The organism is Candidatus Rickettsia kedanie, assembly GCF_045865205.1.
Classification (GTDB): Bacteria; Pseudomonadota; Alphaproteobacteria; order Rickettsiales; family Rickettsiaceae; genus Rickettsia; species Rickettsia australis.
The window spans coordinates 78,851-102,528 of the sequence record NZ_BAABMM010000019.1; the positions used below are offsets into that span (position 1 = coordinate 78,851).

The following is a 23,678-nucleotide window of genomic DNA, read 5'->3' on the forward strand; positions in this document are numbered from 1 at the left end:
ATGTATATAATGCTAATTAATTATTAAACTAAAAATTTTATAGATAAAAATATCATTAATTCAGAGTATTTAAAATTTGTAGAGCAATTAAAAATTCAAGTATCTAAAAGTCGTTATCAAGCTGCAAGGTCAGTAAATAGTGAGTTAATAAAGCTATATCATCATATAGGCAATGAAATTCTTAAACGACAGAAAAAATACGGTTGGGGTGCGAAAGTAATAGATAATTTAAGCCGTGATCTACATTATGCATTGCCTGAAATAAAAGGCTTTAGCAGCAGAAACCTTAAATATAGGAGACGTTTTGCTGAAGAGTATAGGAATTTAGAATTTGTGCAGCAGGTTGCTGCACAATTGCCGTGGTTTCATATAGTTCTTTTACTAGATAAAGTAAAAGATAGAAAATACCAAATCTTTTATATGAAAAAAATTGTTGAACATTGTTGGTCACGTAGTGTACTTACTATGCAAATTGAACTTGAGTTACATAAAAGACAAGGACAAGCAATAACAAATTTTCAAAGTAAATTAGCCTCTCCTCAATCTGATCTAGCACATTATACATTCAAAGACCCATAATGTTTGTGATTTTTTAAGTATAGGGAATGAAGCACAGGAAAGAGAGGTATAAAAAGAATTAACTAAACATATAGAAAAATTTTTAATTGAGCTTGGAGCTGGTTTTGCTTTTGTTGGCAGACAATATCATTTAGAAATAGTAGAACAAGATTTCTATATTGATGTATTATTCTATCATTTAAAACTTCGTTGTTTTGTAGTAATTGAGCTTAAAGATAAGGATTTTAAACCAGAATATGCTGGTAAAATGCATTTTTATTTATCGGTTGTAGATGTATTTTAAAGCATCCAAACGATAACCCTTCTATTGGGCTAATTTTATGCAAATCAAAAAATAATATACTTGTAGAATATGCATTGCGTGATATAAGTAAACCTATTGGACTTGCAGGGTATAAAATAACTGAAAATCTACCTGACGAGATAAAAAGTGAACTTCCAACTATTGAAGAGCTAGAGCTTATCTGTAAAAATATTTTAATTGATAATTAAAGAACTTTTTTATCGAAAATTGATAAGATTTGTACAAAATAGCAATTCCTATTTCAAAAAAATCTTATAATTTGCAGTAAAAAAGAATTTAATTAGTTTTACAATATCTTTACAGATAAGCTCTTAAAAGCAGAACTTGCTAAAGAATTAATAAAAAAATAGAAATGCCAAATAAACTTTTACTTACTTTAAAATTAATGCGGGTAGATAAGCCGGTAGCTTATTTGTTGGTTTTTTTTCCTGCTTTATTTGGATTGCTGCTTGCAAACCCTTCTAACACGGAATTAGCTTATTTATTACCGTTATTTATTTTAGGTAGTATAACGACCAGGAGTAGCGGGTGTATTATTAACGATATATTTGATAGAAAATTTGATAAACATGTTACAAGGACTAAAGACCGACCTTTAGCAAGCGGTGCTTTATCTGTTTCTTATGCTATTTTTATACTTTTTATTCTTAGTATTATCTCGCTTTGTATCTTGCTACTTTTAAACAAAACAGCCATATATACAGGTTTTTTTGCGGTAATAATGATTAGCCTATATCCGCTAACGAAACGTATTACCTACTTTCCGCAAATATTTATGGGATTTACCTTTAAGCTAGGGGCATTAATAGCGTATGCGGCAGTTCAGGATAAACTTGATTTAGCAGTAATTATTATATATTTAGCATGCTGTTTTTGGGCAACCGGCTATGATACGATTTACGGATATATGGATATAAAAGACGATAAGAAAATAGGAGTGAAATCTTTAAGCATATATTTAGAGAACAAGCATCCTAAATTTTGGCTTGATGTATGCTATATAGGTTTTATATTATTATTTACCCTAGCAACAAAGATAGCTAACCGTAATATCGACTATTTACCTATTTTAGCTGCTTTAATTTTACTGATATTGCAAGTAGCGACTCTTGATATCAAAAATCCTGATGATTGTAGGACAAGGTTCAGAGCTAATAATTATGTCGGGGTACTTTTGAGTATGGTGTTTTATTAAATTCTTTTCCTAACAATAGTCTTATTAGGGATTAAATAATATTCTTGAGGTCATTCCTGCGAAAGCACACGAGTGTCAACTTAAGAGCAACCTTACCGGATGTCATACTAGCAAAAGCTGGTACCAGCATAAAGCGAGATAAATCGAGCTTTTAATTTCAAAAGCTTGCTGTAGTTATGCTTTTTTCTGGATTCCTGCTTTTGCGGGAATGACATAAAGTAAAAACTGTCCGGTACTATAAGCAAAGCCACGCCTATGCAGGAATGACATTGACCTGTGCAATAACTCCTCTAACAGCCCATAAGGTTACCATTGATATTACAGTTATGTAAACCGCAATTGATAAAGAGATGCCGGTTACATGCCAAAGCATTAGGCCGATTGACTGGGTAAGGCGTCCGATTAGTGAAGAGCCTATACTACTGCCGATACCTATTAACATATATTTATCGGCAGTTTTAAACAAATTATTTAGCCAGCAATTCAAGGGTGCTAAGAAGCCAACACCGAGTATTATAATCCAAATACGTACGAAATTAACATACCATATAGACGAATTATTTAAGAACAGCCATAAAGGAATGATGCTTAAACTCATTATAATAAGAGTACCCCTTAATATTTTAAGGTAATTGAATTTTTTTGTTAGATGACCAATTATCGGAATCATAATCATATCAAAAATCAGAAACTCCGTATTAAATTTCATCATTGTTTCAAGCGATATATCAGTGATAAGCGGAATAAAGCTATTCATAAAGACGCAAGGCACTATATAGGTCATATATGCAAAACCTACGGCAAAACTAATACGTAAGATACTTAATTTATTGTTCCAAATTGTGTTTAAGTCGACTAATAGCGATGATACTACGTCATTGCGAGGAGAGGACCTCATTGTCATCCCGTGGCTTGACAATGAGGGTCTTACTATAATATCCTCGCTCTTCCTGAAAAAATAACCTATAAGGGCCGTAAGCCCGCCAAATATGAAACATAAACGCCAATATTCATTATACTCTACATTTAAAACTATAGTGCTGATAAATGAAGCAAGAATAATACCAAGCATTGTAGAGGTTTGATAAAGGTAAGAAGCTTTAAACGCTTTTTTTTCGTTTTTATTCTCTAGAATATATAATTTAGCAATAGCACATTCGCCCTCAGAATATACTCCTTGCAACGTTCTAAGCACAACTAATAATAGCGGTGCAAGCCAGCCTATGTGGGTATGAGAGGGGATTAGACCAATTAAGCTAGTTGTTAAAGCAACTCCGATTAGAGAATGAGATAAAGCAAAAACCACGCCGTATTTTTTAGCAATTACGCCAAAACAATAAGAGCCTATGGGACGTGTAAATAAAGATGTAGCAAGAACACTATAGGTAAGTATTAAGGCGACAATTTTATCGTGATTCGGAAAGAAAATACCAGCAAGTAACGGTGCAAGAAACCCATAAAGTGCAGTATCAAAATGGTCCATCGCATTACCGATTAGGATAGAAAAATCCCTGCTGCTTAATGAATTGCTCATATATTAATAATTTAAAATTTATAATGTATACTCGCTGAATTTGAAAAATTGGCTTCATTGTTTTTTGCTTTTAATCCTCACGTACTAGTATATACGCTGCGGTTAAACGCTTCAAAACGCCTTGCTCTTTTCCAAATTGAGCTTCGTATAATTGCTCTTCATTTTGTAGGAGTATATAAGTATGTAATCTTCCTTGTAAATATTTTTTTAAGAGATATGATTATAAAGTTATAGCTTAAAGTAATTGTAATTAATGAATAATTTGAAACAAGGAAAGTTTATTACATTTGAGGGAGGGGAGGGAATCGGTAAATCTACTCAATCTCAAATGCTCTATGAATATTTAAAATCTCAAAATACTCCCGTTATTTTAACTCGTGAAGTCGGCGGTACTGCCGTCGCCGAAAAAATGCGTGCAATCCTAGTGCATGAAGAATTATTACCTATGTCTGAGCTTTTGCAAGCTATGGCAGCACGTTATGATCATATGGCACGGAAAATTATACCGGCTCTGCAAGATGGACATATCGTAATATGTGATAGGTTTATTGACTCGACTGCATGTTATCAAGGATTAGAGCTAGAAAACGACATAGATTTAGTTTATAATCTGCACAAAACTTTAATGCCTTCTCTTATGCCGGATATTACGTTTTTTATTGACGTAGAGCCGGATGCTGCTATTAAGAGAGTCAATTCACGAAATATGAGCAATAAATTTGACATAAGAGGTATAGATTTTTATACAAAAATCTATGATTGCTTTAAAGAATTAAGTAATAGATTTCCTGAGAGAATAAAAACAATTAGAGCGTCAGATTTAAGTCCACTTGAAGTACATGAGTTAATAAAAAAGCATTTATGAATAATACTTACTACATTACTACCCCTATATATTACGTTAACGATGTTCCTCATATCGGTCATGCTTATACTAGCATTGCAAGTGATGTAATCGCTCGTTTCATGCGACTTCGTGGTTTCGACGTAATGTTTTTAACAGGTACCGATGAACATGGGCAGAAAGTAGAAAAAGCAGCTATTAACAAAAATATTGATCCTCAACAATTTACCGATCAGACCTCGAAGAGTTTTCGTCATCTGATGGCTGTTATGCATATTTCTAATGATGATTTTATTAGGACCACGGACAATAGACATAAAGAAGCTGTAGCTGTTTTTTGGCAGAAATTACTAGATAACGGTACAATCTATGAAGGATTTTATGAAGGTTGGTATGCAGTGCGAGATGAGGCTTTTTTTGATGAGTCGGAACTTACGAGTGACGGTTTAGCACCGACGGGTGCTCCAGTTGAATGGGTTAAAGAACCAAGCTATTTCTTTAATCTTTCAAAATGGCAAGATAAATTGCTTGAGTTTTATGAAGCAAACCCTGATTTTATCAGACCTATATCAAGGCGTAACGAAGTAATTAGCTTTGTTAAATCAGGTCTAAAAGATTTATCCGTGTCACGTACTACTTTTAACTGGGGTATAACAGTTCCAAATAACGAAAAACACGTGATTTATGTTTGGTTTGATGCACTTGCTAATTATATTTCGGCACTCGGTTATCCTGATGAACAAAGTAGTTACGGTAAGTTCTGGCCGGCTGATTTACACGTAGTAGGTAAGGATATATTGCGTTTTCATACTGTCTATTGGCCTGCTTTTTTGATGGCTGCAGAAATTCCGCTACCGAAAACAATTATGGCTCATGGTTGGTGGATGAATGAGGGGCAGAAAATCTCTAAATCTCTTGGTAATACCATTGATCCGATTAAGTTAATCAATAAATTCGGTATTGATCAGGTTAGGTATTTTCTGATGCGTGAAGTAACTTTTGGTGCAGATGGCAATTTTACTCGTAGTAATTTAATTACCCGTATTAATAGTGAGTTGTCAAACAAAATAGGTAATTTATTACAGCGTAGTACAGCTTTTGTTTATAAAAATAATGAAGGCAAAGTGCCGCTTCTTACGCAAAGCGTTATAGATAAAATATATGAGCTACCGATTTTAAAAACCGCAAGTAAATTTGCCGAGCAGAATATTTTATTGATGGACAAAACAGAGATTAATAAAATTCTTGAAAATATTATTAATCTAGCTGAAGAAGCAAATATCTATATTGATAGTGAAGCACCTTGGAATTTGAAAAAAACCGATCCGGATAAAATGCTAGAAGTGTTATACACTTTACTAGAAGTTTTACGCTATATTGCTATAATGCTTCAGCCTTTTATACCGAGTTCAGCAAATAAAATGCTAGATCAGTTAGGGATAAATAAAGAAGAACGTCTATTTAAGCATTTAATACGTGATTATGCTTTAAGGGCAGGTAGCAATATTTTAGAACCTACCATAATATTTCCGAGATTTGAGGGGGATGTTATATGAATCTTGTTATGTCATTCCCAGTTCCTTCTATATCATTCCCACGAAAGCGGGAATCCATTTTTTTAATAAACTTGTTAATAAACTATATACTAGATTTTTATATTCGTTTTTTACTGGATTACTGCTTCCGTAGGAATGACATCGGTGTTATAGTATGTTCATAGATTCACATTGTCATCTTAATTTACTTACTGACTTGTCATCCCGCGAGTTCGTAGCGGGATCCAGTAAAAATATTAAAACAACTAATACTAGTTGTTTTTTAGATACCGTGGTCAAGCCACGGTATGACACGGTGCTTTTAGATTCTGTCATTCAAAGAGCATTAGAAAATAATGTGCAATATATGCAAACTATCTGTACTAAGCTTGAAGATTTCCCAATTGTGTTAGAAATAGCCGAAAAATATGAAAATATTTTTGCAAGCGTTGGTGTGCATCCGTGTGAGGTTAGTGAAAGCAGTATGCTAATTACGGCTTCAGAAATAATAGAGCTTACCAACCATCCAAAAATGATTGGAATCGGTGAAACGGGGCTTGATTATTATCATCAGCCTTACGATCAAAAACTTCAAAAAGATTCGTTTGTAGCACATATACATGCGGCGTCTAGTACACGCCTGCCCGTTATTGTTCATACAAGAGCAGCAGATGAAGACACTATTGACATTTTAACCTCAGAAATGCGTAACAGCAAATTTCCAGGTTTAATACATTGCTTTGCCTCTTCAAAAAAATTAGCAGAAAAACTGCTAGATATCGGTTTATATATTTCAATGTCAGGGATTATAACTTTCAAGAATGCAACCGATTTGCAGGAAATAGTTAAATATATACCGCTTGATAGGTTACTAATCGAAACTGACTCACCTTACCTAGCTCCTACCCCTATGCGTGGCAAACAAAATGAACCGGCTTTTGTTAGATATGTCGCCGAGAAAGTCGCTGAACTCAAAAATATCACCTCAAAAGAAGTAGCAAATGTTACTACTCACAACTTCAAAACATTATTTTCCAAATTTGAAAAGCATACTCGTTTAATTTGAAAAATTGGCGACAAAGTCTCTTGATGATAATCCTCACGTACTATAGTGTACGCTGCGGTCATCAGCTTCAAGACGCCTTACTCTTTTCCAAATTAAACTTGGTCTACCTACTTTTCATTTACTCATAGTATAAATAAATAATACTTTATAAAATCATCAATATTGATAATTTAAAGTTAAAATTTTTTAAAATAACTATGTATATTTATAGTATTTCAATTATTAGTATATTTAATATGGAATTTGATCGCAAGAATGCCATCATTGGTTTTTTAAAAGAACGTGAAGATCAAAAATTTACCTCTTATGGCATAGCTTAATGGCTTGTAGAAAATCACCTTGAAGCAGCAATACTCAAAGCAAATGCAAGTACAAATAAGAGATTATTAGAAGCAAAGACTCAAGAAGAAAAAGATAAGGAGATTATAGGAATTTATGCAGGTGAAATTAGCGGTAGTAAGCTTTCTGCTGAGCGAAGACAAGAACCTAATATAGAATAGAGCTAAAACCTAAACTAAAGTTTTATTATTCGCAAAACCCTGATTACTATGTCAATAATGAACAAGCCACAGAACCTAAAATAAATACAAATAAAGAAGATAAAATAACCGAAGTACAAGTATGTGATGCACTTGCATTATATCTTCAAAACAAATTGAAGATTCATAATATGCCTATTAAGCATAATTTTTTTTCAAATCAACAAGGTGCTAAAGGTAATAAGTGGCTACATCTAGATTGGGTAGGTATGGAGGTTCTTAATGAAAAATGGGGATTACTAATTAAAGATTGTACTAAATATTATGCAGGAAAACAAGCACGTCTTTGGTCTTTTGAAGTAAAAACAAAAATCAACCGTAGTAATTTACAAGAATATTTTTTCAGGCTTTATCAAATTCATCAGGGGCACATTACGGTTATTTAGTTGCTGCTGATTTAATTGAAAGTAAACAAAATGATACTAGACATGAACTCGAAATGTTGTGTACTAGGCACGGTATAGGCTTTATTTTAGTGGATATAGAAAATCCTGACGATAGTAAGATATTAATTCCTGCTAGAGAAAGACCGGAAATAGATTGGAATATGGCTAATAGATTAGTAGAAGAGAACAAAGATTTTGAAAATTATATAAACAATATTGACACATTTTATAACAAACAAAAAGTAAATGATAGTACTTGGTGTAATATTCATGACCACGTAAATAAAATTCCTAAGCAAAACAAGAAGAAAAAATAAACATATTTATATATGGGACTATTAACAAAATAATTTTAAAGCTAATTAAAATCTTTTTTGCTGCAAATTATAAGATTTTTTTTGAAATATGAATAACTATTCCGGCAAAAATCTTATTAATTTTCGTTAAAAAACCTATTTTGTTAACAGTCCCATAGACCATTATTATCACGCATCTATTAAAATTTAAGACGTGAATCCTAAAATTAATGTTACTAAAGAAATTTGTGATGTTAAACTAAATGATTATATTAATTATTTTTAGATTTAGGGATAAATTATGATGAACTGTGATTTAAGTACTAATTATACATATTATATGTTAGAGGGGCTTAGAGCACAAATTGCTCCAATGCATTTAAGTATAAAGATTCTAAAAGAAGCGTATGAACATGAGTCTCTAGAAGATAACGGTTTTGCACGAATTATGCATGCTTATTTAACGCTTTGTGAACGCATGACTAGAAAATATGAAAAACCCGAATTTAATATCCTTGAAACAATTATTGATGATAAAACCTATAACATTAATGAAAAAGTTATATTAAAAAAGCCTTTTTGTGAACTAAGGTATTTTCAGAAAATAGGTTTTAAAAAAGAATTACCTAAATTATTAATAGTAGCACCCATGGCAGGACATCACGCTACTTTACTTAGATCCACCGTACAAGAATTATTACCGTATAATGATATTTATATTACAGATTGGACGGAAGCAAGTGTCGTGCCGCTTGAAGCAGGGCATTTTGATATGGATGATTATATTGATTACGTAATGGAGTTTATCAGTTTTATAGGACCTAATGTTCACACTATGGCAGTTTGCCAACCGACTGTTCCACTGCTTGCTGCCATTAGCTTAATGTCGGAGAGTAATAGTCCAAATGTGCTGAGTTCGATGATTTTGATGGGTGGACCTATTGATGCTAGAAAAAACCCTACAGCAGTTAATGAATTTGCTCAAAGTAAAAGTTTAGAATGGTTCTGCAAAATGGTTACAATGCAGGTGCCGCCACACTATCCCGGTTATGGCAGAAAAGTATATCCCGGCTTCCTCCAACTTGCCTGCTTTATGAGTTTAAACTTATTCCGTCATACAGATTCACATTTAGAATTATGGCAAAGTTTATTAAATTCTGATTATAAAAAAGCCGATCATACTATTAAATTTTATGATGAGTATTTAGCAGGTATGGATATGCCGGCAGAGTTTTTACTTGAAAACTATAGATGAAGTATTTCAACAATTTTCGTTAGCAAGAGGTAAATTAGTTTCTGAGAAGCGTCCGATTGATTTAAAACATATTACTAAATGTGCTTTACTTGGTATTGAAGGGGAATTAGATGATATTGCAGCAGTAGGGCAAACACAAAAAGCTGCTTTAACACTTTGTGCAAATATACCTGAATCAATGAAAAGATACCATTGACAAAAAGGGGTAGGGCATGACGGGGTATTTGGCGGAAGTAAATTTAAACAGTTTATAGTACCTATTATCAAAGATTTTATCTATGATTTTGATAAAACTAATTTCAAGTAATCTAAACTTAAGGCAGTATCAAAATAGTTATTGCGAGGAAATTACGTAAGTAATTGACACAGCAAGGAAGAAAAAAATTCTGTAAATCAGAATTTGGTTATTTTTTTTGGATTGCTACGCTCTTTGCAGTCGCAGCCTTGTTGCATGAATCAGTATTTTCCTCTGTCATTCTGTGATTTATTCTATAGTACCGGATAGTTTTTGAAAAGACCGCGATGTCATCCATGCAAAAGCGGGGATCCAGGCTAACAAATCTTAATTTTAAAGATTTTGTATTATATCGTTTTTTAAGATAAAGCTTTAAAGTATAGGATCCCCGCTTTTGGGCGTTGTTGCATGGCTCAAAAAACGGCTTGATGTCATTCCTACGAAAACAGGAATCTAGTAAAACATATAAAAAACTTGTTTTTTTATATGTTGATTTTATTAAATATATAATTTTGTACCGATATTAAGGTTACTTTTTCTGGATTCTCGCCTGCACGGGAATGACATAGAATAGCAATTGTCCAGTACTATGGTCTTGACCACGGGGTTTATCACGGGGTTTAGTTAAAAATACTAATATTATTAGTATTTTTAGTTATCTTACTAGATACCGTGGTCAAGCCACGGTATGACAGAGATGAAATGGATCCATACAATAATGTTTGCTTGCAATGACGGGGTGGTATCCACGCAACAATGCTTTGCTGGAATGATAGAGCATCCATGTAACAAGACCATAATTAAAGGAGAAGTGTGGTAATCTAATATTTAACTTTTAGTAGTTCTTTGAATTTCTTGTTGTTGCTGTTGTTTGTATTCTTCCGCTTTTTCTTCTATGTAATTAAAAAAGAAATAAGTAAAAGTTAAAAAACCGGTCAAAATAATACCAAATGTTATTAGTATTGCTTTAAGTTGCTTGCGTGTATCTTCTACTTTTAATCTTGTCTCTTCTTTACTTTCATCTTCATCATTTTTGAATTCAGATATTATTATTTGTTCTTTTGTAGTATTTTCCATGTTGTAACTCAACTAAAATGAACTTCTTTATTACTAAGTTGTTCCTATAACTTACAGATTTTTGAAGTTTATAAGATTCGCTATATTTATAGTAAGAGAAGTTGAATTATATTCAATAGACCTCTTCGGAAACTCTACTTCTAGGGGTAATTTGTACGTCGAGCCTAGACTCGCATCCTCACCTACGCTTGAGTACGTTGCAGTGGCAAGTACTTCCGTGTATCCTTCAAATTCCTCCCTAAACCCTCGTTTCCGCAGAGGTTCAATTTATCCATTATCTTTTAATTTTTTCAAAACATACCTCATACAGTAAATGGGTTAGCTATTTGCCGGTATTCGCTATATTCTTAAAAAAATAAAATATTTCCTATAAATTGGACATAATTCAACATCTTTTACTATAATTATGAGGTTTTAAGCCTCATAAAGATAGGATATATAAGCAGTAATACTATGTCAATAGCCTTGAATATTAGTAGTAAATTATGTAATAACATGTGTTCAACCTTGGTTATACATATTCTGATAATTTGGGTATCCTAAAATTGCAGTATTTAAAGTATCGGAGCAAGCAGCTGATAACATAGCATCATCAAAAGTGATATCAGATTGTCCTATATAATTCTGAATAAAATTATTAACAGTAGACTCAAAGCTGTATATTTTGTAGGATATGAATCAACAAGCTGTGTACATTCTGTATTTCCGAGTTTACTTCCAATCAATGTTAATAACATAGAGTTATATTCATCTTGGGGGTTACGATTAATTATTTCGTAAGTTTTAGCAAGAATATAACAAGCTTCGTTATTTCCTTTCATAATTTCTAATTTTATTGCTTCAGAAGATAAAATATTATTTAGCAAGGCTTTTTCATATATTGCATAATTCGGTGATGAATCAGATTTGCTGTTAAAAAGAGCAGTAAATAAGATTTTAGCTTTCTTAGATCATTCATTTTAATTTTGCTCTATTTTCATTACTAATTCTTTGATTTCATCCATTTTTGATTTATCGGCCACCAAAAGACTGTTCATAGTATCGATAATTATGACATTGTCAAGATCTACTACGGTAGTTAATTTATTATTAGAACTAATGCAAGAGTTTGTAGTATTGCGTGTTACTACGTTTCCCTCGCAATAATTATCGTTTATATTTTGGTGTTTTACCTGTAATAAGGAATACCAAGTACCAAGATCGTTCCAAACAAAATCAGCTTGTATCATGACCATTCCCGAAATATATTCCATTATGGCATTGTCTATAGAAATTGCTTCGATTTCATTATAAGCCTCATCGTCTATTGCCAAACTTTTCTCATTTTTTATAGCAGTATTAAATGCTTTTTCTGCAATACAAAATAAATCAGGTTGAAGATTCATGGCTAAGTTGAAGAAGAAGTGAATATCGTATACAAAAATTCCTGAATTCCAAAAATATTCATTACTTTGAAAATGTTTTTTTGCTTGCTCTAATATAGGTTTGTCAATGAAGTGATCAACTAGATAAACATTTTCTGCAATTGATAATCCAGTGTTTATATAGCCCTCGGCACTTATAAAATTTATAGGAATGCCTATAATGCAAATACCGAATTCATTAACATAATGTAAAGCTTTATTTATAGTATTAAGGTAATTTATATTATACGCTATGTGATGGTCTGAAGGTAGTAACACTACGATATCAAACCATTGTGCTTTATCCGATAATGCCGTAATAATGGCACAAATGGCAGTATTTTTTTTGTAAAGGTTCGGTCATTAATTCTATTTCTACTGCTTGTTCTTTAGTGATTGATTCATATTTTTTGGAAGTAATAATAGTAGGTTGTCCTAGCAATTTATTTCTAGTTAATGTTTGCTGTAGTAAAGTTAGATCACTCAATATTTTTTTTAAATTGTTTCGGTTTATCCTTAGATGATAAAGGCCATAGTCTTTTACCGCTACCCCCTGCTATAATCCCCGGCTTTATTCCCATATATTTTACAACTATTCATTGAATCAATAGAGAGATTTATAAATAGTTTTAAAAAATATGTCAAGTACATTCACTATATTGACAGGTTTTACAATAAAAAGTACTTCTACCTGAATGTTTTGCTTTGGTAATATTACCGGAGCAGTGTAAACAACTTTGTCCTTCTCTGCCGTAAACCGTAAGTTGCTGAGTAAAGTAACCAGGTTTGTTATCGCTGTTTACAAAATCTTTAAGAGTAGTACCGCCGGCAGTTATAGCTTTAGTTAGCACCTCTCTAATTGATTTAATTAAACTTTCTATTTCATCATCCCTTAAATTGCTACCTAATTTATCCGGATGAATTCTAGCTAAATGAAGACTTTCTGAAGAGTAAATATTGCCGACTCCGACTATAACTCTCTTATCCATAATCAAGTTTTTTATCGGTATTCTTTGAGTAATTAATTTGCTTTTTAAATATCCCAGTGTTAATAAATTAGAAAGCGGCTCTATTCCTAAATTAGTAAAAAATTCTTTTTCCAAGAAGTTAGTTTTGAAATGATAAATCATTCCAAAGCGTCTAGTATCATTGAAAATTAGCTTTTCGGAGTTATTTAAATTAAAAATTACATGATCATGTTTTTGAGTTTTATAATTAGCAGATTGCAGAGTAAATCTACCACTCATGCCTAAGTGAATGATTAAGGAATAATCATTATTAAAATCTATAATTAAATATTTTGCACAACGCCTAACATCAAGTATATTAGTATTTAAGATTTCTGTAGCTAAAAGCGGGGATAGTTTATAACGTAAATTATCTCTTTTTAACTCTACATTTTCTATAATAAGCCCAATTAGCTTATCTTTCAGGGAGTTTTTAAGAGTTTCTACTTCAGGAAGTTCCGGCATTTTTGCTATTATTTTAATAATTTTACGTTTATAATATATCAAATAATGATAACTTACACATAATACATAATGGAAACTATTATGAGAGCTATTATTGATATACTGGATACACAAATTAAAATTTTAGATCAATTATCTAACAAAAGCAACTATCCCGAACTCAAATTATAAGACAAGCTCTAACTAATTATATTGCTAATGATATTGAAAGCAAAAAGAGCTATAAAGCCGCTTTTGGTATATGGAAAGATAAGAAGTTAGACAGGTAGTATATCAAGCTAAATTAAGGGATGAATGGAATAAATGAAAGCAGTATTTGATACCAACATATTAATAGATTATTTGCTTGGCAATTTTGCTGCTTATAAAGAACTTCAGTTATATAGAAATCCTCAAATTAGTATAATTACTAAATGTAAATTGTGGTTGGTATTTCAATAGATAAACAAGAAACAATAAAGGAATTTTAAATAACTTTACTATAGTGAATTTAAATGAAGAAATTGCAGACATTGCCGTAATTATTAGAAAAGAAAATAGAATTAAATTACCTGATGCTATAATATGGGCGACCGCTAAGTACAGCAACAGTTTATTAGTTACTAGAAATACAAAAGATTTTCCTATTCATGCCTCGGGTATAAAAATTCCATATGGTATATAAATGAACCAAACAAATTTTGGCTTTAAAAAAGTAGACTACACTAAAAAACAAGGATTAGTAAATAGCGTTTTTTCTAATGTCGCTGATAAGTATGATTTAATGAATGACTTAATGAGCTTTGGATTACATCGCTTATGGAAAGATGAATTTATTAGGCAAATCCCAAATCTTAACTCTCATATATTAGACGTCGCTAGCGGTAGCGGTGATATCGCTTTAAAACTTGCTAAAAAAGCAAGAGATAGAGGCAATAATATTGCTTTAACTTTAAGTGACATAAATGCAGAGATGCTAAAGAATGCTAAAAAGAAATCAATTGATCTAAACCTATTTCAGAACCTTAAATTTACTGTAGCAAGTGCCGAAGAATTACCTTTCCCGGATAATAGTTTCGATTATTATACTATAGCATTCGGTATTAGAAACGTACCTGATATTAATAAAGCTTTAAAAGAAGCTTATAGAGTTCTAAAACCGATGGGTAAGTTTATATGCCTTGAGTTTTCAAAGGTAAAAGAAAGTTATTTTAAAGATTTTTATAAATTTTATTCATTTAGTATTATACCTACCATCGGTCAGGTAATCACTGGTAATAAAGAGGCATATGAATATTTGGTTGAAAGTATCGAGTTATTCCCCTCACAAGACGAGTTTAGAATAATGATTAAAGAAGCCGATTTTGAGGAAGTTGGTTATAAAAATTTAAGCGGCGGAATAGTTGCTATTCACAGTGCATATAAGATATGATAAGTAATTTTTTTAATTTAATACGTATTTTTCGTATCATCAGTAAAAAACGAATTCTAATTGATTCAAGAAGCCCTAAATATTTTACGTTTATCGGTTATATATTAGCTTTATTTTCTGCTCCGTTATCATTATTTAAAAAACCGCATGAAGATTACGGTAAACGCCTAATAGATTGTTTAAGCGATCTTGGACCTATTTATATAAAATTCGGACAAACTCTTTCGACAAGACCTGATTTAGTAGGAGCAGAGATAGCAGGTGATTTAAGGTTATTGCAGGATAAGCTACCTCCGTTTGATGGTGGGGTGGCTAGAGAAATTATAGAGAGGGAGTTTGGTGAGGATATTGTCACCCCGTGGCTTGACCACGGTATCCAGAAAAAAATTAAAAAAGACTGGACCCCACCAAGTCGCGGGATGACATTGTTTTTAAATAATGCCCCCATTGCCGCCGCATCAATCTCCCAAGTACATAAGGCACAACTTGCAACTGGTGAATATGTTGCGGTAAAAATTCTGCGTCCGGGTATTCATAAAAAATATAACAGAAATATTAAGCTGCTATATTTTCTTGCAAGAATTATCGCAAAATTTTCTAAAGCAAAAAGGCTAAAACCAATTAAAGTAGTTGATCAATTTCATGAAACTATGAGATTTGAGCTTGATTTAAGGCTAGAAGCGGCAGCTTCTTCTGAGCTTATGGATAATATGCGAAATGATATTAATGTGATAATCCCTAAAATATATTGGAACTTAACATCAGAAAATATACTCACTACTGAGTGGTTAGAAGGAACTTCTATATATGATACTTCGCTGCTAAAAGAATTGGGATTAGAGCCTGCAAAAATAGCTCAGAATTTTGCCGTAATGTTTTTCAATCAAGCCTATAGAGACGGGTTTTTTCATGCTGATTTACATGCAGGCAATATTTTAGTGAATAAGCAAGGTAAGATAATTTTACTTGATTTTGGTATTATGGGCAGACTGAAAGAAAAAGACCGTTTAGCTGTTGCCGAAAGTCTATTCGGTTTTTTAAAACGTGATTATACATTAGTTGCTAAAGTACATTTAAGAGCTGGTTACATCCCATCAAATACCGATTTAGATTTATTCGCTCAAAGTTGTAGAGCAGTTACTGAGCCTATAGTAGGGACACCCACAAAAAATATTTACATAGGTAAGCTGCTTGCACATTTATTTAAAATCACTGAAGATTTCGGCATGGAAGTACAACCGGAATTATTGTTATTGCAAAAGACTTTGATAATGGTTGAAGGGATAGGTAGACAGCTAGATGGTAATGTTAATATGTGGCAACTTGCCGAACCTTGGATTAAAAAATGGGCAATAAAAAACTTAAGCACTGAAGCGAAGTTGCTACGACTGGTAAAGCATTACCTAGATGGCCTAGAGAATATTGTTTGACATATAAAAATTATTAATATTATAGCCTTATATATTAAGCAATTTATTATTATGAAACTAAAGATTTATTTATTAAACATGCTATTAAAACTCCTTTTTTGGTTGATTGTAAAGACGATAAAATTGTATTTCCTTCAGATCAAGAGTAAGAATACACAAATAGACTAAAAGAAAAAATAGGCGAGGAAGAGTTTTAAGGATTAACGGCTTCAGATAGAATAGTTTAATGTCCTGAAAACTTAGAAAATATAGCTTTAGTAAATATAGAAACATATCCTGATATATCGCTTATAGCAGCGACATTTCTTAATGATGTACAACGTGAATATTATATAATCCATATAGATATCGATAATAATATTAAATCGATTTTGCATTACTCACAAATATATTGTATTGGTGATACAGGGTGGATGCCGGCTGAAGTTTTAAAACGCGGGTATAAGTTTGGTACTATACAGCCAGAATCTTTGCTGAAAGTCATGGAACTATGGCCTGACCCTTATTACTACGACTGGATTCAGGGCAATAAAGAGCATAACAACCCAGATATAGATCCTCAGGTAATGGGGAATATTGTTTCATTGTGTGGAGAGGTTAGTATAGATTGACCAGTAAATGAAGAATTACAGTAAAAAACCATTGTAAGATAACCATGACTTTTAAAATTCACAAAAATTAAAAAGTAAAATTTTATAAACCTTTAAATAATTATAGTAAAATAATATTCAATGATATTATATCAAGGTATTTAAATGTCTCAAAGCCAAGAGCAGGAATCCACTGATAATGTAAGGCAACAGCTTGATAAAGAATATAAAAACCTTTCTTGGGTTGAAGCTGGATGGGCAGCTATTAGGGCTGAAACAGGTAACAAAAATAAACAATATCTAGATCTTAATAAAGATAATTTAGGTATAATACAAAATGTTATCCAAGAAGTTGGAATATCCCTAGTGCATTGCAATTTACCTGGGAGGCTTCGCAAGTTTTACCTGATCTTGCACTGGAGCTTAATAACCTCAGAAAAGCAAGCAGTGCTACCACTAATGTAGATTCTATTGAAGCTGGTTGCAAGATAATAACAGATGCAGAATCGCTTATAAAAAACTGTGCTTTTGTTTTACATTCCGACACTATATCTAATATCTCAAAAGAAACTATCTTACAATCTAAAGTTATCGCATATCTTCTTACGCCTATTTTAAATAAGAGGCTTAGCAAAATAAAGAGGCTTAGCAAAATAACAAAAAACTTTCAAACTTCCGAAACAAAAAAATAAATATATTAGACAAAATAAATCCTAAATTTGTTAGAGAATTATCTACCCTAGGAGTAGATTTAATATCTCAAGCACTAGAAAGCGATTTAAACCCAAAAGTACAAAAAATATATAAGAATATTAAACAAAAAAACGAGTCATCTCAAGGTGCTATATTAAAAAATATACATGACATTATTACTTCAGACAAAGTAAAGCCCCTTCTTAATCACGATTTAGTACAATTTTTAAAAAATCCTGATAATCAAAAAGAGTTAGTTCAGATTACGGAAAATATAATAAATAATAAAGCATAAAAAATCACTACACCTGAATTAATTGCAAATACAGTAGCACTACTTGTAAATTCTAGCGAAAAATTAATTGAAAGTACTCCTTCAGCTATAAAAGCTTATAGTCAGCTTAAAGAAAATCAGCGTTGGACTAAAATTAACCTAAATATGGAAGGATTAAATACTGAAATTAAAAAAGTGTTCTTAAAAGGAAAAAAACATCAAAATAGTAGAGTTAGTTGAAAGTGCCAAAAAGATTATTGATAATTTAGCTTCTATTTTAGAAAAAGAATTACCACGATATTTAGATAGTAATAAACAGGATATATGAGATGTTTTAAAACATCCTAATAGAAAGATAGAATCAAAAGGGAAAGATCCAGAGTTTATACAATAAGGCACTAGATGCATCTATGCCTTTTTTAAAAGATGCTCTGCCGTCAATTACTAAACTTGCTAGCCTTGCCCTTGCCGATAATGATAAAGTTGCCGATATAATACAAAACACTCAGTTAATTAAGTCACTGCCAAAGGCAGAGAAATCAAAAGAAGAAAAGGTACAAGAGGTAAAGGAATTGATTGGTACTTTGATAGAAATTAAAAATCATAATCCGAAAATAAGCAAAATAATTGAAAAAGACCTTCCTGAACTATTCAAAAAATATGCAAGTAGTTTAGGACCGGTTGTAGATGAGCTTTTAAACAAAATACCTAAGGGTCAAAAATTAAAACTAAACGGTGAAAAATTAGTAAAGATAGCCGGTAAGCATGCACTTGAATTAATTAAAATTGCCGATAAATTTAGCAAACATGAATACGGCAAAATTATAGTACCGGCGTTAAAATTATTATCAGATCCGAAAGTTCTAGGAGTAGTAGTAGAAACTATAGTTAATTTAGGAAAAAGTAAATTTAGTAAAGATATAGAAGCGGTAGGACCGCATACAAGTAAGGTATTAGAAGAAAGACAAAGAGAGATAGGAAAAGCCGGTAGGGGAGCCTAAATCCTGTGTACTTTTAATAGAATAATCATTAATCAAAAGTTTACAAGACCTAGAAAAATATTGCTATTCTTTGATTAAAATTATATTATAAATTCAAAGTGTCATTATGAAATTACAAGGATAATAGAAAGAGATTATTATTTAACACATATCAAAGATTCTTTTGAAATATTTCCTATTTGTGCCATTCTCGGTCCAAGGCAATGTGGTAAAACTACTTTAGCTCATGCTTATATTAAACAGCTTAAAGATATCTAATTCAGATTTTGCTATGCTCGGTTCTGTAAACATTTCTAAAAAAATTTAGTTTCAAACTACACATAAGGGTTTTTGGTTTTTACATAAGTGAATCTAATAGGAATGCCTGGCATGTCAAAAGCCTCACGCATATTATTTACTAAATACCTAGTATAGCTATCGGTAATTTTTTCTGGATTATTGGAGAATAATTTGAAAGTAGGCGGGCGGGTTTTGGTTTGAGTCATATATTTTACACGCACTCTTCTGCTGCCTTTTTGTAATGGCAAAGGATGTGCTTCCGTAGTAAAATGAAGCCATTCATTTAATTTGCTAGTAGTTATTTGCTTATTCCAAATTTTATAGATTTTAAGACAAGCATCTAAAACCTGCTCTATATTTTGTTTATTTATTGCTGAAATAAATAGAACGGGTACACCTTTAACCTGAGGCAGATGAGTATTTATCTGATAATAAAATTCTTCCTGAAATGCTTCTTTTTTGGATTCTTTAACTAAATCCCATTTATTCACTACTATAACTATACCTCTCCCCTCATTTACCACATGGCTTGCAATATTTAAATCTTGCTGTTTTAAAGGGACTAAAGCATCAATCATTAAGATTACGGTATTAGCAAATTTAATAGAGTTAATAGCATCTGATGCCGATAATTTTTCTAAAGACTCTGTAATAGTAGATTTCTTGCGGAGTCCTGCCGTATCGATTAATTTAATGTGATTATTTTTATAGTGCCAATCAATTTCAATCGATTCACGAGTAATGCCAGCTTCAGGCCCGGTTAATAATCTTTCATCATTAATAAGAGCGTTTATAAAAGTAGATTTTCCGGCGTTAGGTCTGCCACTAACTACTATCTGCACACAATCTCCTTTAATTGGATCAGCTATATTTGTCTCGATTGATTCTTCTTCAGGTAACTTGGCAATAATCTCGTCATATAAATCAATTAAGCCTGTGCCATGCTCGGCAGAGATAGCCACCATACTATCAAACCCTAATTTGTAGTACTCTTTATCAAAATCAAAAGCTTTCTCGCATTTATTAACTACCAATATAGCAGGCTTATTATATTTTCTAATAAAGCTACCAAGTAGCTTATCATCAGGCAATATTCCGCTTCTACCGTCAACCATAAAACAAATTAAATCTGCCTCTAAAATTGCTTTAGTAGTCTGTTCCATTAACCTTGCGCCCATACTATCATGATTCTCTTCAAGTCCTGGGGTATCAATTAACAAAAATTCAAAAGAGCCGATTTTAGCATTTGTATATTTTCTATCTCTAGTAACGCCTGGCAAATCGTGAACGATAGCTTTTTTACGTATGCTTAATCTATTGAAAAGCGTTGATTTTCCTACATTCGGACGACCAACTAAATTAATGATTTTCTTAGTCATTATTAATATATTATTATGGTTAAGAGAACTAATCATGCTCCGATAAAACCTACTATATTTGCTATTATAATAGGTGTATTTTTTATTAATATGCTGTATATAAGCCAACTACAAAGAGCAATAGCACTTATAGTAAAGGCATGCATAGAAACGGAAGCCGAAGATTTGCAGGTGAAAATCTTATGAGCCTGTACATAAAACATAAAATTGCCGATTGTACCGACAATCGTCATATATTTTTCGTAAAATTTCATGAATTTTGGAGACATATATTTATTTTTAAAAGTGATTTATGTCATTCCTACGTAGATTAATTTTGCCGCTGTCATCCTAGCTAACTTGATCGCGGGATCCAGTTTTAAAATACTAATATTAGTATTTTAAATTATTTTTATGGAGACCGTGGTCAAGCCACGGTACGACACCGAGTGCGTTTTCCGGTCCATGCAGGCAATGACGACTCAGGCTACCCCTTAAAGCTTGCAATTACCGGTATATGATCTGAAGGTTTTTCTTGGGTCCTTAAATTATAATCCATATAGCAATTTTCTAAATAGTCAATAGTATTATTGCAACCAAGAATCATATCAATGCGCATACCTTTATTTTGTTCAAAACATCCGGCTCTATAATCCCACCATGAAAATTCTTGTTTACTCGGATGCATCAATCTATATAAATCCTCAAACCTGGAATTTAGAATAGTACGTAGTTTTTTTTGTTCAACCTCAGTAAAACAAGTAGTTTCAGCAAGTAGCTTAGGTGAATATACGTCTATATCGAACGGTGCAATATTGACATCGCCGCCTATGATAGTTTTTTCGTCAAAAGATTTTTTAGTTGATAGATAATTGATAAAATTATCATAAAATGCTAGCTTTGCCACAAATTTATCGCTACCGACAAATGAACCGTTAGGAGCATAGAGCGAGATTATATTACAAAACCCTATAGGTAATGATAATTTTATTTCTAAGAATCTTGCTTGATCACTGCAGTAATTATTTGGAAAATCCTTAATTATTTCATCCGCAGGAAATTTTGAAATTATAGCAACGCCGTTATATGATTTTTGCCCGTGAACATAAAAATTATAAGGTAGATCGGATAATTCATCAAAAGGAAATTTTGCAGTTTCGCATTTTATTTCTTGTAATAATAAAATATCCGGATTTTCTTTAGATAAAAAATGACGAAATAAATTAAGTCTTGTTTTTATGGAATTAATATTCCAAGTAGCTATTTTCATGTGGGTTTTTCTAAGTTTGGACTTTCATTACGGAATCGCCACTCAAGAAAACCAAAATGATAAACTAAGAGACTAGTAATAAATGCTCCGGAAATTACTATAATCATTGAGTATTTTATTGTATGATAATTTGGATTACTACCGTACATATCTAATAATACGCTAAAAGCTATACCCCATAATACAGTGATTTCAATACTAACGCCTCTTGGTACCCTCTTAATTGCATTTTCTTTCATAATAAAATCTCGTAATATTGCACCGCAATTAGCTGTAATGAAAGCACAAAACGGTCCCCAAAAACTTAAAGGCTCAATTTTGTGAATAATAACCATTGCAACTCCTATAATTATAAAAGTTGCTTGTCCGAATGAATCGCAAATTGCTACTATATTATTTAATGATTGTTCTAAATAATTATCTTCAGCAATCTGTTTATTATAATAGCTAAATAATTTAATAATTGTAAAACCGAGTAAAACTACTATAAATATGTAATAGAAATAAGAAGGAGTAAAATAGAAGTTTAAATGTCCGGTATCATAGTTTACTATTAAATCTAGCATTATACAGCTACTAACAGACGGTAATACCGCAAATAAAAATGTACCGGATAAAGTACTATTTTTTCTACTACTCAAAATAATTCCTGCAAAAGCAAAAGCAAGGCAACCAAGTAAACCTATAACATGACACCAACGAGAATCTATAGATTTAGGTAATAGAATATGATATATGTATGTCTTAATAATTTTTTTATACTCGTTACTTGCAAGAAAATCATCTATCGCAAAATTAAATTGTTCAACTATATTTAAAGATACGTTTTTTTTGCTAAACATTAAATGTAGAGGAGTTTTAATATTTAAGGGAACTTCTAATATATTCCTGTCCATTGTTCTTCCTAAAATATTAACGGCACCGACAATGCGATCACTAATGAAACCGTCAATTTCTTTCTTGATTAATCCATTTATCAATTCCATATTATTTTGATATATTCTCATTATATCTTGATTTTTCTCATTATATAAAAAGTCCGTAAATTTAGGGTCTCCGTATACAGTACCTTTCACTATTCCTAACTGAAGATTAAATAGACGTATTTGTGCTGTTAGTTCATTAACATTTTGGAAATTTAACTTTTTGGCAAGCGGTTCAATAATAAATAATGATAATTCTTCAAGACGATAAGGCTTTGAAAAATAAGCATAGTGACTTCTCTCAGTAGTATAAGTAGCTCCTGCTGTCATGTTGGCATTTCCGCTTTGAATATCTAATTGATCTTGATACCAGCTATCTTGATTATACTCAATATTGAGACCTATTTTTGCAGCAATAGCGTTAATTAATTCTATATCCATACCGGAAACAGTAGTATGACCGTTTGAAGCAGCAATTAAGTATTGGTAAGGTTCATTTATATACCATGCATTTATCAAAGTTTTTTTAGGGGCTGTCCTTTCGCATTCTAAAATTGCTTGTTGTTCGTTTGCACCTATGCTCAAAGCATAACAATTTTTAGAAATGAGCAGTATAAAAATAAAAAGCTTTAAAATTTTCATGGTCTGTATTTTTTTAGAATTGTGTTTTGTCATTCCCGCCGTAGGCGGGCATCCAGTACTTTAAAGCTTTTCAAAAGCTCGATTTAT

The 23,678-nt window shown here is 31.8% G+C and carries 21 protein-coding genes and 4 pseudogenes; 16 read left to right on the forward strand and 9 right to left on the reverse strand.

Annotated elements, in window-relative coordinates; translation table 11 throughout:
* Positions 1 to 39: 39 nt before the first annotated feature.
* Together ACKTSD_RS02715 and ubiA are read left to right on the forward strand one after the other, a co-directional pair.
* Positions 40 to 1,071 (forward strand): annotated as a pseudogene (locus tag ACKTSD_RS02715) (PDDEXK nuclease domain-containing protein).
* 164 nt (positions 1,072 to 1,235) lie between these two features.
* Positions 1,236 to 2,078, forward strand: coding sequence for a 4-hydroxybenzoate octaprenyltransferase (ubiA, locus tag ACKTSD_RS02720; RefSeq protein ID WP_412707888.1), 843 nt, complete (start codon positions 1,236 to 1,238; stop codon positions 2,076 to 2,078).
* Positions 2,079 to 2,331: 253 nt separating this feature from the next.
* On the opposite strand, the gene ACKTSD_RS02725 is transcribed toward ubiA, so the two are convergent.
* Positions 2,332 to 3,612: an MFS transporter gene (locus ACKTSD_RS02725; protein ID WP_412707889.1), complete on the reverse strand. Its 1,281-nt coding sequence runs from the start codon at positions 3,610 to 3,612 to the stop codon at positions 2,332 to 2,334.
* 253 nt (positions 3,613 to 3,865) lie between these two features.
* On the opposite strand from ACKTSD_RS02725, the gene tmk reads away from it, so the two are divergent.
* The 6 genes and pseudogenes from tmk to phaZ all read left to right on the forward strand — a co-directional run bounded on the left by tmk (position 3,866) and on the right by phaZ (position 9,840).
* A complete protein-coding gene (gene tmk / locus ACKTSD_RS02730; protein ID WP_412707890.1) occupies positions 3,866 to 4,477 on the forward strand; it encodes a dTMP kinase in 612 nt (203 codons plus the stop codon).
* A complete protein-coding gene (gene metG, locus ACKTSD_RS02735; protein WP_412707891.1) occupies positions 4,474 to 6,012 on the forward strand; it encodes a methionine--tRNA ligase in 1,539 nt (512 codons plus the stop codon). The genes tmk and metG overlap by 4 nt, the downstream gene beginning before the upstream one ends.
* 154 nt (positions 6,013 to 6,166) lie before the next feature.
* Entirely contained in the window at positions 6,167 to 7,057 is an 891-nt protein-coding gene (locus ACKTSD_RS02740) for a TatD family hydrolase (RefSeq protein WP_412707892.1), read from the forward strand.
* Between the two features lie 670 nt (positions 7,058 to 7,727).
* Positions 7,728 to 7,982 (forward strand): hypothetical protein, encoded by a 255-nt coding sequence (locus tag ACKTSD_RS02745; protein ID WP_412707893.1) that lies wholly within the window; start codon positions 7,728 to 7,730, stop codon positions 7,980 to 7,982.
* Positions 7,983 to 8,035: 53 nt separating this feature from the next.
* Positions 8,036 to 8,299, forward strand: coding sequence for a hypothetical protein (locus tag ACKTSD_RS02750; RefSeq protein ID WP_412707894.1), 264 nt, complete (start codon positions 8,036 to 8,038; stop codon positions 8,297 to 8,299).
* A gap of 280 nt (positions 8,300 to 8,579) precedes the next feature.
* A pseudogene (gene phaZ, locus ACKTSD_RS02755) lies at positions 8,580 to 9,840 on the forward strand (polyhydroxyalkanoate depolymerase).
* A 756-nt stretch (positions 9,841 to 10,596) separates the two neighbouring features.
* On the opposite strand, the gene ACKTSD_RS02765 reads toward phaZ, so the two are convergent.
* From ACKTSD_RS02765 to mutM, 4 genes and pseudogenes are all read right to left on the reverse strand, one after another.
* Positions 10,597 to 10,845 (reverse strand): RP671a family tick cell line-upregulated protein, encoded by a 249-nt coding sequence (locus ACKTSD_RS02765; RefSeq protein ID WP_412707896.1) that lies wholly within the window; start codon positions 10,843 to 10,845, stop codon positions 10,597 to 10,599.
* Positions 10,846 to 11,804: 959 nt separating this feature from the next.
* Positions 11,805 to 12,080 (reverse strand): hypothetical protein, encoded by a 276-nt coding sequence (locus ACKTSD_RS02775; RefSeq protein ID WP_412707962.1) that lies wholly within the window; start codon positions 12,078 to 12,080, stop codon positions 11,805 to 11,807.
* Positions 12,066 to 12,823 (reverse strand): annotated as a pseudogene (locus ACKTSD_RS02780) (sugar phosphate nucleotidyltransferase); the annotation flags it as partial. The gene ACKTSD_RS02775 and the pseudogene ACKTSD_RS02780, both read right to left, overlap by 15 nt.
* Before the next feature lie 66 nt (positions 12,824 to 12,889).
* Positions 12,890 to 13,720, reverse strand: a complete 831-nt coding sequence (gene mutM / locus ACKTSD_RS02785) for a bifunctional DNA-formamidopyrimidine glycosylase/DNA-(apurinic or apyrimidinic site) lyase (protein WP_412707963.1) — start codon at positions 13,718 to 13,720, stop codon at positions 12,890 to 12,892.
* A 303-nt stretch (positions 13,721 to 14,023) separates the two neighbouring features.
* Between mutM and ACKTSD_RS02790 the strand changes: the two genes are divergently transcribed.
* From ACKTSD_RS02790 to ACKTSD_RS02825, 8 genes and pseudogenes are all read left to right on the forward strand, one after another.
* Entirely contained in the window at positions 14,024 to 14,161 is a 138-nt protein-coding gene (locus ACKTSD_RS02790; RefSeq protein WP_412707897.1) for a PIN domain-containing protein, read from the forward strand.
* A 43-nt stretch (positions 14,162 to 14,204) separates the two neighbouring features.
* Entirely contained in the window at positions 14,205 to 14,384 is a 180-nt protein-coding gene (locus ACKTSD_RS02795) for a PIN domain-containing protein (RefSeq protein WP_412707898.1), read from the forward strand.
* Positions 14,385 to 15,131, forward strand: a complete 747-nt coding sequence (gene ubiE, locus ACKTSD_RS02800; protein WP_412707899.1) for a bifunctional demethylmenaquinone methyltransferase/2-methoxy-6-polyprenyl-1,4-benzoquinol methylase UbiE — start codon at positions 14,385 to 14,387, stop codon at positions 15,129 to 15,131.
* Complete coding sequence (gene ubiB / locus ACKTSD_RS02805; RefSeq protein WP_412707900.1) at positions 15,128 to 16,561, forward strand: 2-polyprenylphenol 6-hydroxylase; 1,434 nt, start codon at positions 15,128 to 15,130, stop codon at positions 16,559 to 16,561. The genes ubiE and ubiB overlap by 4 nt, the downstream gene beginning before the upstream one ends.
* A gap of 413 nt (positions 16,562 to 16,974) precedes the next feature.
* Positions 16,975 to 17,172 (forward strand): hypothetical protein, encoded by a 198-nt coding sequence (locus ACKTSD_RS02810; protein WP_412707901.1) that lies wholly within the window; start codon positions 16,975 to 16,977, stop codon positions 17,170 to 17,172.
* A gap of 144 nt (positions 17,173 to 17,316) precedes the next feature.
* Complete coding sequence (locus ACKTSD_RS02815) at positions 17,317 to 17,616, forward strand: hypothetical protein (RefSeq protein WP_412707902.1); 300 nt, start codon at positions 17,317 to 17,319, stop codon at positions 17,614 to 17,616.
* Positions 17,617 to 18,528: 912 nt separating this feature from the next.
* Complete coding sequence (locus tag ACKTSD_RS02820) at positions 18,529 to 19,119, forward strand: hypothetical protein (protein ID WP_412707903.1); 591 nt, start codon at positions 18,529 to 18,531, stop codon at positions 19,117 to 19,119.
* Positions 19,120 to 19,239: 120 nt separating this feature from the next.
* Positions 19,240 to 19,371: pseudogene (locus ACKTSD_RS02825) on the forward strand (AAA family ATPase); the annotation flags it as partial.
* 62 nt (positions 19,372 to 19,433) lie between these two features.
* Here ACKTSD_RS02825 and der read toward each other — a convergent pair.
* The 4 genes from der to ACKTSD_RS02845 all read right to left on the reverse strand — a co-directional run bounded on the left by der (position 19,434) and on the right by ACKTSD_RS02845 (position 23,624).
* A complete protein-coding gene (gene der, locus ACKTSD_RS02830; protein ID WP_412707964.1) occupies positions 19,434 to 20,777 on the reverse strand; it encodes a ribosome biogenesis GTPase Der in 1,344 nt (447 codons plus the stop codon).
* 32 nt (positions 20,778 to 20,809) lie between these two features.
* Positions 20,810 to 21,046 carry a SemiSWEET family transporter gene (locus ACKTSD_RS02835; protein WP_412707904.1) on the reverse strand — a complete coding sequence of 79 codons (237 nt, stop codon included), beginning with the start codon at positions 21,044 to 21,046 and terminating at the stop codon, positions 20,810 to 20,812.
* Between the two features lie 197 nt (positions 21,047 to 21,243).
* Positions 21,244 to 22,026: an exodeoxyribonuclease III gene (gene xth, locus ACKTSD_RS02840; RefSeq protein WP_412707905.1), complete on the reverse strand. Its 783-nt coding sequence runs from the start codon at positions 22,024 to 22,026 to the stop codon at positions 21,244 to 21,246.
* Positions 22,023 to 23,624 (reverse strand): transporter substrate-binding domain-containing protein, encoded by a 1,602-nt coding sequence (locus tag ACKTSD_RS02845; protein ID WP_412707906.1) that lies wholly within the window; start codon positions 23,622 to 23,624, stop codon positions 22,023 to 22,025. The genes xth and ACKTSD_RS02845 overlap by 4 nt, the downstream gene beginning before the upstream one ends.
* Positions 23,625 to 23,678 lie beyond the last annotated feature (54 nt).

What these genes read in the sequence shown, in the direction of transcription:
- metG (WP_412707891.1), top strand. Translation starts at nt 4,474, where the DNA reads ATGAATAATACTTACTACATTACTACCCCTATATATTACGTTAACGAT.
- ACKTSD_RS02750 (WP_412707894.1), top strand. Translation starts at nt 8,036, where the DNA reads ATGTTGTGTACTAGGCACGGTATAGGCTTTATTTTAGTGGATATAGAA.
- ACKTSD_RS02845 (WP_412707906.1), bottom strand. Translation starts at nt 23,624, where the DNA reads ATGACAAAACACAATTCTAAAAAAATACAGACCATGAAAATTTTAAAG.
- ACKTSD_RS02775 (WP_412707962.1), bottom strand. Translation starts at nt 12,080, where the DNA reads ATGGTCATGATACAAGCTGATTTTGTTTGGAACGATCTTGGTACTTGG.
- ACKTSD_RS02835 (WP_412707904.1), bottom strand. Translation starts at nt 21,046, where the DNA reads ATGTCTCCAAAATTCATGAAATTTTACGAAAAATATATGACGATTGTC.
- ubiE (WP_412707899.1), top strand. Translation starts at nt 14,385, where the DNA reads ATGAACCAAACAAATTTTGGCTTTAAAAAAGTAGACTACACTAAAAAA.
- ACKTSD_RS02765 (WP_412707896.1), bottom strand. Translation starts at nt 10,845, where the DNA reads ATGGAAAATACTACAAAAGAACAAATAATAATATCTGAATTCAAAAAT.
- ACKTSD_RS02790 (WP_412707897.1), top strand. Translation starts at nt 14,024, where the DNA reads ATGAAAGCAGTATTTGATACCAACATATTAATAGATTATTTGCTTGGC.
- mutM (WP_412707963.1), bottom strand. Translation starts at nt 13,720, where the DNA reads ATGCCGGAACTTCCTGAAGTAGAAACTCTTAAAAACTCCCTGAAAGAT.
- ubiA (WP_412707888.1), top strand. Translation starts at nt 1,236, where the DNA reads ATGCCAAATAAACTTTTACTTACTTTAAAATTAATGCGGGTAGATAAG.
- ACKTSD_RS02740 (WP_412707892.1), top strand. Translation starts at nt 6,167, where the DNA reads ATGTTCATAGATTCACATTGTCATCTTAATTTACTTACTGACTTGTCA.
- tmk (WP_412707890.1), top strand. Translation starts at nt 3,866, where the DNA reads ATGAATAATTTGAAACAAGGAAAGTTTATTACATTTGAGGGAGGGGAG.
- ACKTSD_RS02820 (WP_412707903.1), top strand. Translation starts at nt 18,529, where the DNA reads ATGCCTTTTTTAAAAGATGCTCTGCCGTCAATTACTAAACTTGCTAGC.
- ACKTSD_RS02745 (WP_412707893.1), top strand. Translation starts at nt 7,728, where the DNA reads ATGCCTATTAAGCATAATTTTTTTTCAAATCAACAAGGTGCTAAAGGT.
- ubiB (WP_412707900.1), top strand. Translation starts at nt 15,128, where the DNA reads ATGATAAGTAATTTTTTTAATTTAATACGTATTTTTCGTATCATCAGT.
- der (WP_412707964.1), bottom strand. Translation starts at nt 20,777, where the DNA reads ATGACTAAGAAAATCATTAATTTAGTTGGTCGTCCGAATGTAGGAAAA.
- ACKTSD_RS02815 (WP_412707902.1), top strand. Translation starts at nt 17,317, where the DNA reads ATGTCTCAAAGCCAAGAGCAGGAATCCACTGATAATGTAAGGCAACAG.
- ACKTSD_RS02810 (WP_412707901.1), top strand. Translation starts at nt 16,975, where the DNA reads ATGCCGGCTGAAGTTTTAAAACGCGGGTATAAGTTTGGTACTATACAG.
- xth (WP_412707905.1), bottom strand. Translation starts at nt 22,026, where the DNA reads ATGAAAATAGCTACTTGGAATATTAATTCCATAAAAACAAGACTTAAT.
- ACKTSD_RS02725 (WP_412707889.1), bottom strand. Translation starts at nt 3,612, where the DNA reads ATGAGCAATTCATTAAGCAGCAGGGATTTTTCTATCCTAATCGGTAAT.